The sequence below is a fragment of the Mycolicibacterium mageritense genome (genome assembly GCF_010727475.1).
GTDB lineage: Bacteria > Actinomycetota > Actinomycetes > Mycobacteriales > Mycobacteriaceae > Mycobacterium > Mycobacterium mageritense.
In genome coordinates, this window is record NZ_AP022567.1 from 2,878,888 (window position 1) to 2,890,747 (window position 11,860).

General features: G+C 67.9%; 16 protein-coding genes. 9 read left to right on the forward strand and 7 right to left on the reverse strand.

What is annotated here, in order from left to right; all coding sequences use genetic code 11:
* Nucleotide 1 precedes the first annotated feature (1 nt).
* Nucleotides 2–517 (reverse strand): peptide-methionine (S)-S-oxide reductase MsrA, encoded by a 516-nt coding sequence (gene msrA / locus G6N67_RS13610; RefSeq protein ID WP_036431000.1) that lies wholly within the window; start codon nt 515–517, stop codon nt 2–4.
* A gap of 58 nt (nt 518–575) precedes the next feature.
* Between msrA and G6N67_RS13615 the strand changes: the two genes are divergently transcribed.
* The 4 genes from G6N67_RS13615 to G6N67_RS13630 all read left to right on the forward strand — a co-directional run bounded on the left by G6N67_RS13615 (nt 576) and on the right by G6N67_RS13630 (nt 3,434).
* Entirely contained in the window at nt 576–971 is a 396-nt protein-coding gene (locus tag G6N67_RS13615; RefSeq protein WP_036431003.1) for a hypothetical protein, read from the forward strand.
* Between the two features lie 42 nt (nt 972–1,013).
* Nucleotides 1,014–1,529, forward strand: a complete 516-nt coding sequence (locus tag G6N67_RS13620; RefSeq protein ID WP_036431006.1) for a nuclear transport factor 2 family protein — start codon at nt 1,014–1,016, stop codon at nt 1,527–1,529.
* Entirely contained in the window at nt 1,526–2,542 is a 1,017-nt protein-coding gene (locus G6N67_RS13625) for an NAD-dependent epimerase/dehydratase family protein (protein ID WP_036431009.1), read from the forward strand. The genes G6N67_RS13620 and G6N67_RS13625 overlap by 4 nt, the downstream gene beginning before the upstream one ends.
* Nucleotides 2,543–2,606: 64 nt before the next feature.
* Nucleotides 2,607–3,434: a class I SAM-dependent methyltransferase gene (locus tag G6N67_RS13630; RefSeq protein ID WP_036431011.1), complete on the forward strand. Its 828-nt coding sequence runs from the start codon at nt 2,607–2,609 to the stop codon at nt 3,432–3,434.
* A gap of 49 nt (nt 3,435–3,483) precedes the next feature.
* Here G6N67_RS13630 and G6N67_RS13635 read toward each other — a convergent pair whose 3' ends face one another.
* Complete coding sequence (locus G6N67_RS13635) at nt 3,484–3,693, reverse strand: hypothetical protein (protein ID WP_036431013.1); 210 nt, start codon at nt 3,691–3,693, stop codon at nt 3,484–3,486.
* Nucleotides 3,694–3,826: 133 nt separating this feature from the next.
* Nucleotides 3,827–4,297 (reverse strand): DUF4262 domain-containing protein, encoded by a 471-nt coding sequence (locus G6N67_RS13640; protein WP_036431015.1) that lies wholly within the window; start codon nt 4,295–4,297, stop codon nt 3,827–3,829.
* A gap of 80 nt (nt 4,298–4,377) precedes the next feature.
* Between G6N67_RS13640 and G6N67_RS13645 the strand changes: the two genes are divergently transcribed.
* Nucleotides 4,378–5,751 carry an NAD(P)/FAD-dependent oxidoreductase gene (locus G6N67_RS13645; RefSeq protein WP_036431016.1) on the forward strand — a complete coding sequence of 458 codons (1,374 nt, stop codon included), beginning with the start codon at nt 4,378–4,380 and terminating at the stop codon, nt 5,749–5,751.
* On the opposite strand, the gene G6N67_RS13650 is transcribed toward G6N67_RS13645, so the two are convergent.
* Nucleotides 5,748–6,191: a hypothetical protein gene (locus tag G6N67_RS13650; RefSeq protein WP_036431019.1), complete on the reverse strand. Its 444-nt coding sequence runs from the start codon at nt 6,189–6,191 to the stop codon at nt 5,748–5,750. The two genes, G6N67_RS13645 and G6N67_RS13650, sit on opposite strands and share 4 nt — an antisense overlap.
* 44 nt (nt 6,192–6,235) lie before the next feature.
* A complete protein-coding gene (locus G6N67_RS13655; RefSeq protein WP_036431021.1) occupies nt 6,236–6,700 on the reverse strand; it encodes an SRPBCC family protein in 465 nt (154 codons plus the stop codon).
* A gap of 100 nt (nt 6,701–6,800) precedes the next feature.
* On the opposite strand from G6N67_RS13655, the gene G6N67_RS13660 reads away from it, so the two are divergent.
* The 4 genes from G6N67_RS13660 to G6N67_RS13675 all read left to right on the forward strand — a co-directional run bounded on the left by G6N67_RS13660 (nt 6,801) and on the right by G6N67_RS13675 (nt 9,561).
* The gene (locus G6N67_RS13660) at nt 6,801–7,163 is read left to right on the forward strand and encodes a DUF427 domain-containing protein (protein WP_036431025.1); all 363 of its coding nucleotides are present in this window, start codon (nt 6,801–6,803) and stop codon (nt 7,161–7,163) included.
* Nucleotides 7,164–7,172: 9 nt separating this feature from the next.
* Nucleotides 7,173–8,072: a DNA-3-methyladenine glycosylase family protein gene (locus G6N67_RS13665; protein ID WP_179976826.1), complete on the forward strand. Its 900-nt coding sequence runs from the start codon at nt 7,173–7,175 to the stop codon at nt 8,070–8,072.
* 72 nt (nt 8,073–8,144) lie between these two features.
* Nucleotides 8,145–8,687: a Dps family protein gene (locus tag G6N67_RS13670; protein WP_036431031.1), complete on the forward strand. Its 543-nt coding sequence runs from the start codon at nt 8,145–8,147 to the stop codon at nt 8,685–8,687.
* A gap of 46 nt (nt 8,688–8,733) precedes the next feature.
* Nucleotides 8,734–9,561 carry an MBL fold metallo-hydrolase gene (locus tag G6N67_RS13675; RefSeq protein ID WP_036431035.1) on the forward strand — a complete coding sequence of 276 codons (828 nt, stop codon included), beginning with the start codon at nt 8,734–8,736 and terminating at the stop codon, nt 9,559–9,561.
* Here G6N67_RS13675 and aqpZ read toward each other — a convergent pair whose 3' ends face one another.
* Together aqpZ and G6N67_RS13685 are read right to left on the reverse strand one after the other, a co-directional pair.
* Nucleotides 9,562–10,323 carry an aquaporin Z gene (aqpZ, locus tag G6N67_RS13680; RefSeq protein WP_036431038.1) on the reverse strand — a complete coding sequence of 254 codons (762 nt, stop codon included), beginning with the start codon at nt 10,321–10,323 and terminating at the stop codon, nt 9,562–9,564.
* Between the two features lie 116 nt (nt 10,324–10,439).
* Nucleotides 10,440–11,810 carry a chloride channel protein gene (locus tag G6N67_RS13685; protein ID WP_036431041.1) on the reverse strand — a complete coding sequence of 457 codons (1,371 nt, stop codon included), beginning with the start codon at nt 11,808–11,810 and terminating at the stop codon, nt 10,440–10,442.
* Nucleotides 11,811–11,860 lie beyond the last annotated feature (50 nt).

The window sequence follows — 11,860 nt, forward strand, 5'->3', positions numbered from 1 at the left end:
GCTACTGGTTGGCGGTCTGCCGCTTGGGCAGCTTCCAGCCCGGGCGCGGGAAGTGGCACGTGTACCCGTTCGGGTAGTGCACCAGATAGTCCTGGTGTTCGGGCTCGGCCTCCCAGAAATCGACCGCCGGGGTCACCTCGGTGACCACCTTGCCCGGCCACAGCCCGGACGCGTCGACATCGGCGATGGTGTCCAGCGCGATGCGCTTCTGGTCCTCGTCGAGGTAGAAGATCGCCGAACGGTAGCTGGTGCCGACGTCATTGCCCTGCCGATCCTTGGTCGACGGATCGTGGATCTGGAAGAAGAACTCCAGCAGCGCGCGGTAATCGGTCTGGGCCGGGTCGTAGATGATCTCCACGGCCTCGGCGTGACCGGGATGGTTGCGGTAGGTCGGGTGGTCGTTGCGTCCGCCGGTATAACCCACGCGCGTCGAGATCACCCCGGGCTGCTTACGGATCAGATCCTGCATGCCCCAGAAGCAGCCGCCCGCGAGAATCGCCGTGGCGTAGTTGGTCATGAGCGCTCATCTCCTTTGCCGTCCACCACATTGTGCTCCGCCCACTACCGTGGGGCACATGCGTCTAGCTGTAACCGCAGCGCTGGGCTGTTTACTCCTGGCCGGCGCACCGATGGCCGCCGCCGAGCCGGTGAACCCGCCGGAGGTGCCGCCGGACCCCTCACGAACGGTGTTCGTCGACAACCCCGCGATCGTCGCCCCGCACGTCACCCGTGTCGAGTCGTGGACCCGCAGCGGCGACGGACTTGCGGTCAACTTCACCGCGGGTACCCCGGACTGCTTCGGTGTGCACGTCACCGCGCACGAGACCCCGGAGGCGGTCACGGTGCAGCTGAGAGGCGGGACGCCGCCCGAATCGGTCGGCCGGATGTGCATAGCCCTGGCCGTCGCGGGAACGGTCGACGTGCCGCTGCGGGAACCGCTGGGCAACCGGGCCGTGCTCGTCGACGACTGACAACCCTCGACAAACGTCAATAGAACGTGTTCTAGTTCTGGGGTGGGCAAGACGTTCAGCACCGCCGAGCTGGCGGCCGCGTTCGCGACGTTCGAACAGACCGTGGACCGGGCCGCGCAGACCAAGGACTGGGACGTGTGGGTCGAGCACTACACGCCCGACGTCGACTACATCGAGCACGCGGCGGGCACGATGAAGGGCCGCGAACAGGTACGCGCCTGGATCTGGAAGACCATGACCGCCTTCCCCGGCAGCTACATGACGGCATTCCCGTCACTCTGGTCGGTGATCGACGAGCCGACCGGACGCATCATCTGCGAACTGGACAACCCGATGGTCGACCCCGGTGACGGGACCGTCATCAGCGCCACCAACATCTCGATCATCACCTACGCCGGTGACGGGCTGTGGTCGCGGCAAGAGGACATCTACAACCCGCTGCGATTCGTGGCCGCGGGCATGAAGTGGTGTCGCAAGGCCAAAGAACTCGGGACGCTGACCGACGAGGCGGAGGCCTGGATGGAAAAGATGGGACACCAGATGGGGGCGGCACGATGACGGCGCTGGTGATCGGGGCCAACGGCTACCTCGGCTCGCACGTGGCCAGGCTGCTCGTCGAAGACGGCGAAGACGTCCGGGTGATGGTGCGGGCCGGCGCCAACACGATCGGAATCGACGACCTCGACGTCACCCGGTTCGAGGGCGACATCTTCAGCGACGACGTGCTGCGCGCCGCGATGACCGGTGCCGACGTGATCTACTACTGCGTCGTCGACACGCGCGGCTGGTTGCGTGATCCTTCGCCGCTGTTCCGTACCAACGTCGAGGGCACCCGCAACGTCCTGGACATCGCGGTGGAACCCGAGATCGCAGCCGGCCTCAAACGCTTCGTGTTCACCAGCAGCTACGCGACCGTCGGCCGCAAGCGCGGCAAGGTGGCAGACGAGGACGACATCGTCAGCGACAAGGGGCTGACCCCGTACGTGCGATCTCGCGTGCAGGCCGAGAAACTCGTGCTGAGCTACGCGCGGGAGCGTGGGCTGCCCGCGGTGGCGATGTGTGTATCGACCACCTACGGCGGACGGGACTGGGGCCGCACCCCGCACGGCGCGATCATCGCCGGTGCGGCGTTCGGCAAGCTGCCGTTCGTCATGCGCGGCATCGAACTGGAGGCCGTCGGTGTCAACGACGCGGCCCGCGCCCTGATCCTCGCCGCGGACAAGGGCCGCGTCGGCGAGCGCTATCTGATCTCGGAGAAGATGATCAGCAACGCCGAGGTGGCGCGAATCGCGGCCGAGGCCGCGGGCGTCGCGCCGCCCGCGAAATCGATCCCCCTGCCCGTCACCTACTTGCTCGCGGCCCTCGGCACCCTCAAGGGCAAGCTCAAGCGCACCGACGAGCGGCTGTCGCTGGCCTCGCTGCGGCTGATGCGCGCGGAAGCCCCGGTGGACCACAGCAAGGCCGAACGTGAACTCGGTTGGCGCCCAAGCCCGGTCGAGGATTCGGTGGCCGAGGCCGCGAAGTTCTGGGTGGGTGTGCGCGCCGCCAAACGCCAGGCCAAGGCGGGCTGAACACCACGCCGAAGGGTGTTAAGCGCTTGTGCCGCAGCGCTATTGCGGGGCTAGCCTGGCGGGTATGACCGACAGACTGAAAGTCGACCTCAGCGGCGCACCGCAGACGATGCTCGCGACCTTCTACGCCAAGGCCCTCGACGCCGACCTGCCCAAGCCGATCCTGGGGGACCAGCTCGCGAAGGAGATCGCCGAGCGCATCGACTACGACTGGTCGCGCACCACCATGACACCGGACCGGTCGCCGGCGGTGACCACCCGGTCGGCACACTTCGACAACTGGACCCGCCAGTTCCTGGCCGCACATCCCGAAGCCGTTGTGCTGCACCTGGGTTGCGGTCTCGACGGCCGGTTCTTCCGGTTGCGGCCCGGGCCGGGCGTGCAGTGGTACGACGTCGACTATCCCGACGTGGCCACGCTGCGTGAACAGCTCTATCCGACCGCCGAGAACTACCACGTCGTGTCCGCATCGGTCACGGATCCGGCCTGGCTCGCCGACATCCCCACCGACCGGCCCGTGCTGGCCATCGGCGAAGGGCTGACCATGTACCTGACCCAGGCCGACGGCGTCGCGCTGCTGCGCCGCATCGTCGACCACTTCGGCAGTGGGGAACTGCAATTCGACGCGTTCAACTCGCTCGGCATCAAGACCCAGTGGAGCAACGCCGTGGTGCGGCGCTCGGGCGCGACGCTGTACTGGGCGATCAACAAGCCCGAGGACATCCTCTCCGCCGTGCCCGGCACTCGCCTGCTGGCGTGGGTGTCGCCGTTCGACACCGCCGAGTTCGATCTGGTCCAGCCCGCCTATCGGATATTGGCGCGCGTGATGTCGGTGCTGAGCGCGACCAAGTACATGGCGCAGTACCACCGCTACGCGTTCGGCCGCCCGTGAACGCCAAGAGGGGCACCCCGGCCGGGATGCCCCTCTTGAGTTGCTGACCTCAGCGGCCGCTGTGGCGCACGGTGTTGTCGACCTTGGGCGCGGTGGCCTTGGGCTGGATCTGATCCAGCCAACCCAGGTGATCGACTCCGGCCGAGATCGTGGTCGAAGAGACCGGCGCTGGTGCGGCGGCCTGGGCCGGGGCGGCCAGGCCCACGATGGCGGCGCTCAGTCCACTGGCGGCGATGACGGCGAATCCGAACTTCTTCATTTTGCTCTCCTCCTCATATCCGGTGTGGCTGCCCTTGCGGGTGATCCGTACCGGTCTGACTGTCTAAACAGCGAGGTCAGAGGGATAATTCCGGTGGCAGAAATTGATCGACGGATGGCAGAAAGAAGTATGTTCAGCCCGTCTCAACGGGGCCGCGGAGGCCGAGTACCGGTTGTCTGGGCCCGCCGCGATTGAACTCCGGACACCACGGGGAATGCCCGTCTCTGTCATGCCAGACGAGTTGGAGTGCCCGAAGGTCGGGACCGCACATCCGCACCGCGAATCCCATGTGTGCGGTCGGCTCGGCCACTGCGACGAACTCGGCGAACCAGCCGTCCGGCAGCGACATGGTGTCGCCGGCAGCGGGGACGCACTTATGGACCAGGTAGCCGGCGACCGTGTTCAGCAGCCGCAGCGATGTCTCCGGGGGCAGGCCGGTGACCAGTAGCTCGGGCAAGCCGACTTCGCTCAGCCCGATGGTGTAGCCGAACGGCGAGCGACCCTCGACGTACTGCACGGTCCAGCCACACTTGGCGATCTGCCGCCGCAGGATGTCCAGATAGTCCTGCGTTGTCGCCTGCGGATGGTCGCACAACCAGCACATTGCCGACTCCTTCGATCACATGTTCGATTGCTTATGTCATCATGCTCCCGCAGTCCGACAAGTCTTGACAGAATCTGGCGGTGCCCAAAACCGTGAACGGTCAGGTCTCCCATTGGTTCGACGCGATTCCCGCATATCGCCCGGCGCTGCCGGGAGATCGCGACGCCGACGTGTGCATCGTCGGCGCCGGTTACACCGGACTGTGGACGGCCTACTACCTCAAAAAGGCTGACCCGACGCTGCGCATCGCCGTCCTGGAGGCCCGGTTCGCGGGGTTCGGCGCGTCGGGACGCAACGGCGGCTGGCTCTCGGGCTTGGCCCCCGGCGACCGGCACAAGCTCGCGAAGGCGCACGGCCGGGACCAGGTGCTGGCCTGGCAGCACGCGCTCAACGAGGCCGTCGACGAGGTCATCTCGGTGGCGGACCAGGAAGGCATCGACGCCGGTGCGGTCAAAGGCGGCACCATGGAGATCGCCCGCAACCCCGCGCAGGCCGCGCGGCTGGCCGACGCCCTCGCCGAAGAGCGCCGCTGGGGCAACGACGTCACCGAGCTGACGAAAGACGAAGCCGCACAGCGAATCCGGTTCGACGGGATGCTCGCGGCATTCCACAACCCGCACTGTGCCCGGATCCAGCCGGCGCGGCTGGCCCGCGGGCTGGCCGAAACCGTCGAGCGGCTCGGCGTCACCGTCTACGAGCAGTCGCCGGTGACCGAGATCAGGCCGGGCGCCGCGGTCACCGCCAGGGGCACCGTGCGCGCCCCGATCGTCCTGCGCGCCACCGAGGGGTTCACGCCCGCGCTCCCCGGCCTGCGGCGGCGCTGGCTGCCGATGAACAGCTCGATGATCGCCACCGCGCCGATCCCGGCCGACCGGTGGGACGAAATCGGCTGGGAAGCACGCGAAACCGTCGGCGACGCGGCACACGGTTTCTTCTACGCGCAGCGCACCGTCGACGACCGCATCGCGATCGGCGGCCGCAGCGTGCCGTACCGGTACGCGTCGCGCACCGACAAGGACGGCCGGGTGCCGGCCAAGACCATCACGCTGCTGACCGATGTGCTGCACACGATCCTGCCGCAGATCCGCGACATCCCCATCGCGCACGGATGGTGCGGAGTGCTGGCCGTGCCGCGTGACTGGCAGGCCGGGGTGGCCCTGGACCGGATCACCGGATTGGGTTGGGCCGGAGGTTATGTCGGCCACGGTGTGACCGCAACCAACCTGGCCGGCCGGACCCTGGCCGACCTGGTGCTGCGGCGGGACACCCCGATCACCCGACTGCCATGGGTCGGGCACGAGTCACGCACCTGGGAGCCCGAGCCGCTGCGCTGGCTCGGCGTGCGCGGCCTGTACATCGCCTACAAGCTGGCCGACCGGCACGAGGCCCGCGGCCGCGCGACGACGTCACCGATCGCGCGGATCGCCGACGTCATCACCGGCAAGCCGCACTAGCGCGGGTTCTGGTCGTCGATCAACCGCTGAAGCAGTCCGGCGATGTGAGCCTGACCGGCGGCGGTCGCATCGAGCTTGCCGCGCATTTCGATGAACCCGGCGTCGACCTGTGCAAACCGCGTGTTCATCTCGGAGCGCAGACCCGCGAAGTCGGAGCGCAGGTCGGCGAAGTCGGCACGCATGGCATTGAAGCTCGCAGCGGTCGCTTTGCGGTGGTCGCCGACCTCGCCGCGCAGTTGGCCGACCTCGCCGCGCAGTTCGCCGACCTCGCCACGGATTGCTCGCACATCTGTGCTGAGCTCACTGACATCACGATCGGCGGCGCCGGCCAGAATGCGGGCCGCGGCGGCGTCCTGCTCACTGCTGCGTACCCGCTCGTTGAGCTTGCGGTTCTCCGATTCCAGCCTGGATACGCGATCGGCAAAATCGTCGGGTTCCACGGTCCGAGCCTAACCGCATGCACCGACCGCGGTGATCGGCTCTTTCAGCCGCCGGATTCGGCGCGCTCCTTGAGCCGTTGCAGGGTCAGCCTGATGTGCTCGGCGTTGGCGGCAGGCCGGTCGTGCACGCCCGTGCTCCACTCGGCGGGCTTCTTGATCCAGCCCGGCCGCCGATCCCACGTCGACTCGGTGACCGTGCATCCGCCCTCGGCCGCCGCGATGTCATATCGCCAGCGTGCGACGGGAATGAAACCCCCGGTCTTGACGTCGAACGCGAACGTCTTGCCGGGCTCGGCCTCGGTCACGGTGCAGGTCGTGGTCCAGGTCCGGGAGCCGTTGCGGTTGTGCCCTTTGAACACCGCGCCGGGTGCCACCGCGTTGCCTTTCTGCCACTGCATCGCGTGGGCTTCCTCGGCCAGCGATGAGAGGGTCTGCAGGTCGGTGATCAGGGCATACACGTCTGCGGGGTCGGCGGCGATCGACACGGAAGCCGTTACGGGATCGGTCATGAGCCGATCGTAGTGATCCGCGCTGCCTTCCCGATGAACCTCATATGGGCCTCGGGCCGCTCGACGGGAATACCTCGGCGCGGGTGGCGTTGTGACCTAGATGACAAACCGTCCTGTGCTCGAGCCGACGGCCGAGCACCCCATCACCATCACGCCGACGGGCCGCCGCGTGACGGTCAGGGTCAACGGTGAGATCGTCGCCCAGTCCGACGACGCCCTGACCCTGCAGGAGTCGACCTATCCCGCGGTGCAGTATCTGCCGCTCGGCGATGTGGTCGCGTCGGCGCTGACGCGAAGCGAGACGACGACGTACTGCCCCTACAAGGGGGAGGCCTACTACTACCACGTAGGTGACGTGCAGGACGCCATCTGGACCTACGAGGAGCCGTACCCGGCCGTGGCCGAGATCGCCGGCCGGGTCGCGTTCTACACCGACAAGGCGGACGTCAGCGTCGCTCCATAAGCTGGTGCGGTGCCAAGCACCAGCGTGGTCTTTCCCGGCCCGGTCAGCCCGGGACTGACGCTGGCACCGCTGCGCCGCGGCGGCGGCGATCCGTGTTACCGCAGTGCTCCCGACGGGGCGATATGGCGGACGTCGGCCATGCCGAGTGGTCCGGTGACGGCACGCATCAGCAAGTCGGGCCTGGACACCGTCGACTGTGAAGCCTGGGGCGACGGTGCGGCCGAGTTCCTCGACGGGCTGCCTGCGCTGCTGGGATCCGACGACGACGCCACCGGTTTCGCACCCGTGGAACCGACCATCGCCGAGGCGTACCGGCGCGTGCCGCACCTGCGGCTCGGCCGCACCGGCCGGGTGCTGGAAGCACTGATCCCGGCCGTCATCGAACAACGCGTCTCGGGAATGGATGCCTGGCGGGCGTGGCGCGCGCTGGCCACCAAATTCGGTGCGCCCGCGCCCGGACCCGCACCGGCGGGAATGCGGGTGCCTCCGACGGCCGACGTGTGGCGCCGCATCCCGTCCTGGGAGTTCCACCGGGCCAACGTCGACCCGGGCCGGGCCCGCACCATCGTCGGGTGCGCGCAACGGGCCGACTCGGTGGAGCGACTCACCGCGGACCGCGCCCACCGGGCCCTGCAGTCGTTGCCCGGCGTGGGGGAATGGACCGCGGCCGAAACCGTCCAACGTGCGTTCGGCGACGCCGACGCGCTGTCGGTCGGCGACTACCACCTGGCCACGGTCGTGGGGCTGAGCCTGCTGGGCACGCCGATCGACGACGCCGCGATGCTCGAACTGCTCGAGCCGCTGCGGCCGCACCGGCACCGCGCCGTGCGGCTGCTGGAGGCCAGTGGACTGGCGGTGAACCGGCGGCGCGGTGCCCGCCAGGCGATCCCCAAACTGCGTGCGCTGTAACACAGAGGTGATTACCCGGGCCCGCCGTCGGGTACCCGTCGCGGTGACCATCGCTATGCGAAAGGAGCGACGATGACGGCGTTCACCATTCCGGGCCTCTCCGAGAAGGACGGCAACGAGGTGGCCGAACTGCTGCAGAAGCAGCTGAGCACCTACAACGACCTCCATCTGACCCTCAAACACATTCACTGGAATGTGGTGGGGCCCAACTTCATCGGTGTGCACGAGATGATCGATCCGCAGGTTGCGCTGGTCCGTGGCTACGCCGACGAGGTGGCCGAACGTATCGCGGCCCTCGGCAAGTCGCCGAAGGGCACGCCGGGCGCGATCGTCGCCGACCGGACCTGGGACGACTACTCCGTGGGCCGCGACACCGTGCAGGCCCACCTGGCCGCACTCGACCTCGTCTACACCGGGGTGATCGAGGACACCCGCAAGGGCATCCATCGGCTCGACCAACTCGACCTCGTGTCACAGGACATGCTGATCAACCATTCCGCCGAACTCGAGAAATTCCAGTGGTTCGTCCGGGCGCATCTGGAGAGTGCGGGCGGCAAGCTCACACATTCGGGCGAAACCACCGAACGCGGCGCGGCGAGCAAGGCGCGCAGCTGATTTCACGGGTTGACCTCAACCCTTGTTGAGGTGGCAGTCTCGGGCCATGCCTACCTGGATATGCACCGGATGCGGAATCGAACACCCGGAATCCGACGACAGGCCCGCCGAGAACACGTGCGTGCTGACATCGGAGGTCGTCGCGATCGAGGAACGCGGCGACCTCCCGCCGCACGGCACCTGGACCACGTTGGAACTACTTGCCGCGCAACCACACCACACCGAGCACGTGGACCACGGGCGGGGTGTGCACAGCCTGCGCAGGGAGCCGCGGTTCGCGATCGGGCACCGGTCGTTCCTGGTGCAGACCGCGCACGGCAACCTGCTGTGGGATGCGCCGGCCTATCTCGACGCCGAGATCGCCGGCCTGGTGCGCGGGCTCGGCGGGGTCACCGCGATCGCGTCGAGCCACCCACACATGTTCGGCGCCCAATTGTCCTGGAGCCGGGAGTTCGGTGACGTGCCGGTCTATGTGAATGCGCTTGACCGGGAATGGCTTCCGCGAACCGACCCGGTCATCAAACTCTGGAAGGGCGAGCACGAGCCGGTCCCCGGTGTCCGGCTGCTGCACGTCGGCGGCCACATGCGGGGAAGCTCTGTGGCGCTGACCGCCGACGGCACACTCCTGGTCGGCGACACCATCAGCGGCGGCCTGGCCAGGAACTGGGTGTCGTTCCAGCGCAACTTCCCCAAGCACGTTCCGCTCTCGGCCGCGGTGGTGCAGCGCATCGTGGACCGGCTCGACGCCTACGACTACGACCGGCTCTACACGCTGGGCGGTGACGAGATCGATCAGGACGCCAAGGGTGTGGTGCACCGGTCGGCCGAGACGCACATCCGCTGGGTCAGCGGCGAGTTCGACCACCTGACCTGACTATTCCAGCGCGTCGTCACGCACGGGCCGCTCGGCGAGTTCCTCGGCCACACCGAACAGGAACGGGTAGGCCACGCCTGCTATCGCCGCACCGACCAACGGCGCCAGCCAGAATGCCCACAGCTGCGCCGGCGCCCCGTCCCCGTTGAAGAACGCGACCGCGGTGGAGCGGGCCGGGTTGACCGACGTGTTGGAGATCGGGATCGAGATCAGGTGGATCAAGGTCAACGTGAGCCCGATTGCCAAGCCCGCGAAGCCCTTCGGTGCGCGATCGTCGGTCGAGCCGAGGATGACCAGCAGGAAGACCGCGGTCAGCACGATCTCGGCGATCAGTACGGAGGCCAGGGAGAACCCGCCCGGGGAGTGATCGCCGTATCCGTTGGCCGCCATGTTGCCGGTGGCGGTCCAGCCTTCTTTGCCCTTGGCCACGATGTAGATCACCACGCCGGCGACCAGGCCGCCGACGACCTGGGTTATCCAGTACGGCACCAACGCTTTCCACTCGACGCGTTTGGCCAGGGCCGCGCCGAGGGTGACCGCGGGATTGAAGTGCCCGCCCGAGATGGTGCCGAAGGCGTAGACCCCGGTGAGCACCGTGAGGCCGAACGCGAGGGCGACGCCGAGGAACCCGATACCCAGGGACAGCCCGGTATCGGTCGTGAACTTGGCGGCGAACACGGCGCTGCCGCAGCCGCCGAGAACCAGCCAGAACGTGCCGATGAATTCTGCGGCCAATCGATGTGCCAATGTCGGTTCGCGCATGCTGACTCCTCCGCAGCTGGATGCGTCATGGGTGATGCATACATTCGGAGAGTCACACGCCACTGGCCGATGGCATTACGGTTGTGACCGAATCGTTGGCCGATCGCAACCGGTCGTTATGCGCTGTTGCGGTCGAGCCGCTGTGCCCGGTAGATCGACACATTCGTCCGCGAGATCACCAGGCATGCGATCCCCACGGCGACCATGGCGCCGGGGATGACGGTGAACGAACCGGTCATCTCGGCAACCATGATCATCACGGCCAGCGGTGCGTGCGCGACGCTGCCGAAACAGGCCATCATGCCGACCACCACGAACACCGCTGGGGTGTCGGGAAGGCCTGGTATGCCGAGTGCTTCGCCGAGCCGCCACAGCGCGGCTCCGACGAACGCACCGATCACCACGCCGGGCCCGAAGATGCCGCCCGAGCCGCCCGTCCCGATGGACAGCGAGGTCGCGACGATCTTCGCGAACGGCATGAGCAGCACGATCCACAGCGGAATGGTCATCAAAGTGTCTGTGTCCGCGGCCTTTTGGGCCCATCCGTAGCCGCTGGCCAAGACCTGTGGGATGGCGAGGGCCAGCAGCCCGACCGCGAGCCCGCCGACCGCGGGCTTGACGATCTTGTTGCCTGGCAGCTTGGCGGTGAGCGCCGCGGTGCCGTAGAAGACCCGGGCATACAGCCAGCCGACCGCTGCGGCGGCAACGCCGAGCACCACGAACCAACCGAGGTCGGCCGGATGTTCGAACCGGTAATCGGCGGCCAACGAACCGAACAGCGGATCGAACCCGAGGATGGACCCCAGCACCGCATAGGCCGTTGCCGACGTGATGAAACCGGGCACCAGCGCCCGGTAGTCGAAATCCTCGCGGTAGACGATCGACGCGGCCAGCACCGCGCCGCCGAGCGGGGCCCCGAAGATCGCGCCGATGCCCGCGCCGATGCCCAGCGACACCGCGAGCCGTCCGTCCTCGTCGTCGAGATCGAGCCAACGCGTCAACAGCGAGCCGAAACCGGCGGAGATGTGGGCCGCGGGCCCCTCGCGGCCTCCGGACCCGCCCGATCCGATCGTCAGGGCGCTCGCGATGGTCTTCACCACGATCGCCCGGCCGCGAATGCCCCGCGGATCGGTGTGGACGGCCTCGATCGCGTCGTCGGTGCCGTGCCCTTCGGCTTCCGGTGCGAACGTCGCCACCAGCCACGCCGACAGCAGGGCACCGCCGAAGGTGATCAGCGGGATCGCCCACGGCCGGTCGAAGCCCGGGGATCCGGCGTCATCGCCATCCCCGGCCGGTTTCGGGATGTCGTATCCGCCGAGGTACCCGAGCAGGAACCGACCGGTGTAGTCGAGCGCGAGGTAGAACACCACCGCGCCGAGGCCCGCGATGACGCCGATGGTGACGCCGAGAATGAGCCATTTCCGCACATACCCCGAGCGCCGGAGGAAACCGCCCAGGCCGCCTTGGGTTTCCCGCGCTTCGGGCATGCAGCGGATGCTACTGCGGAATCGCCCGCCGCTCAGCGGTAAGTGCGTCG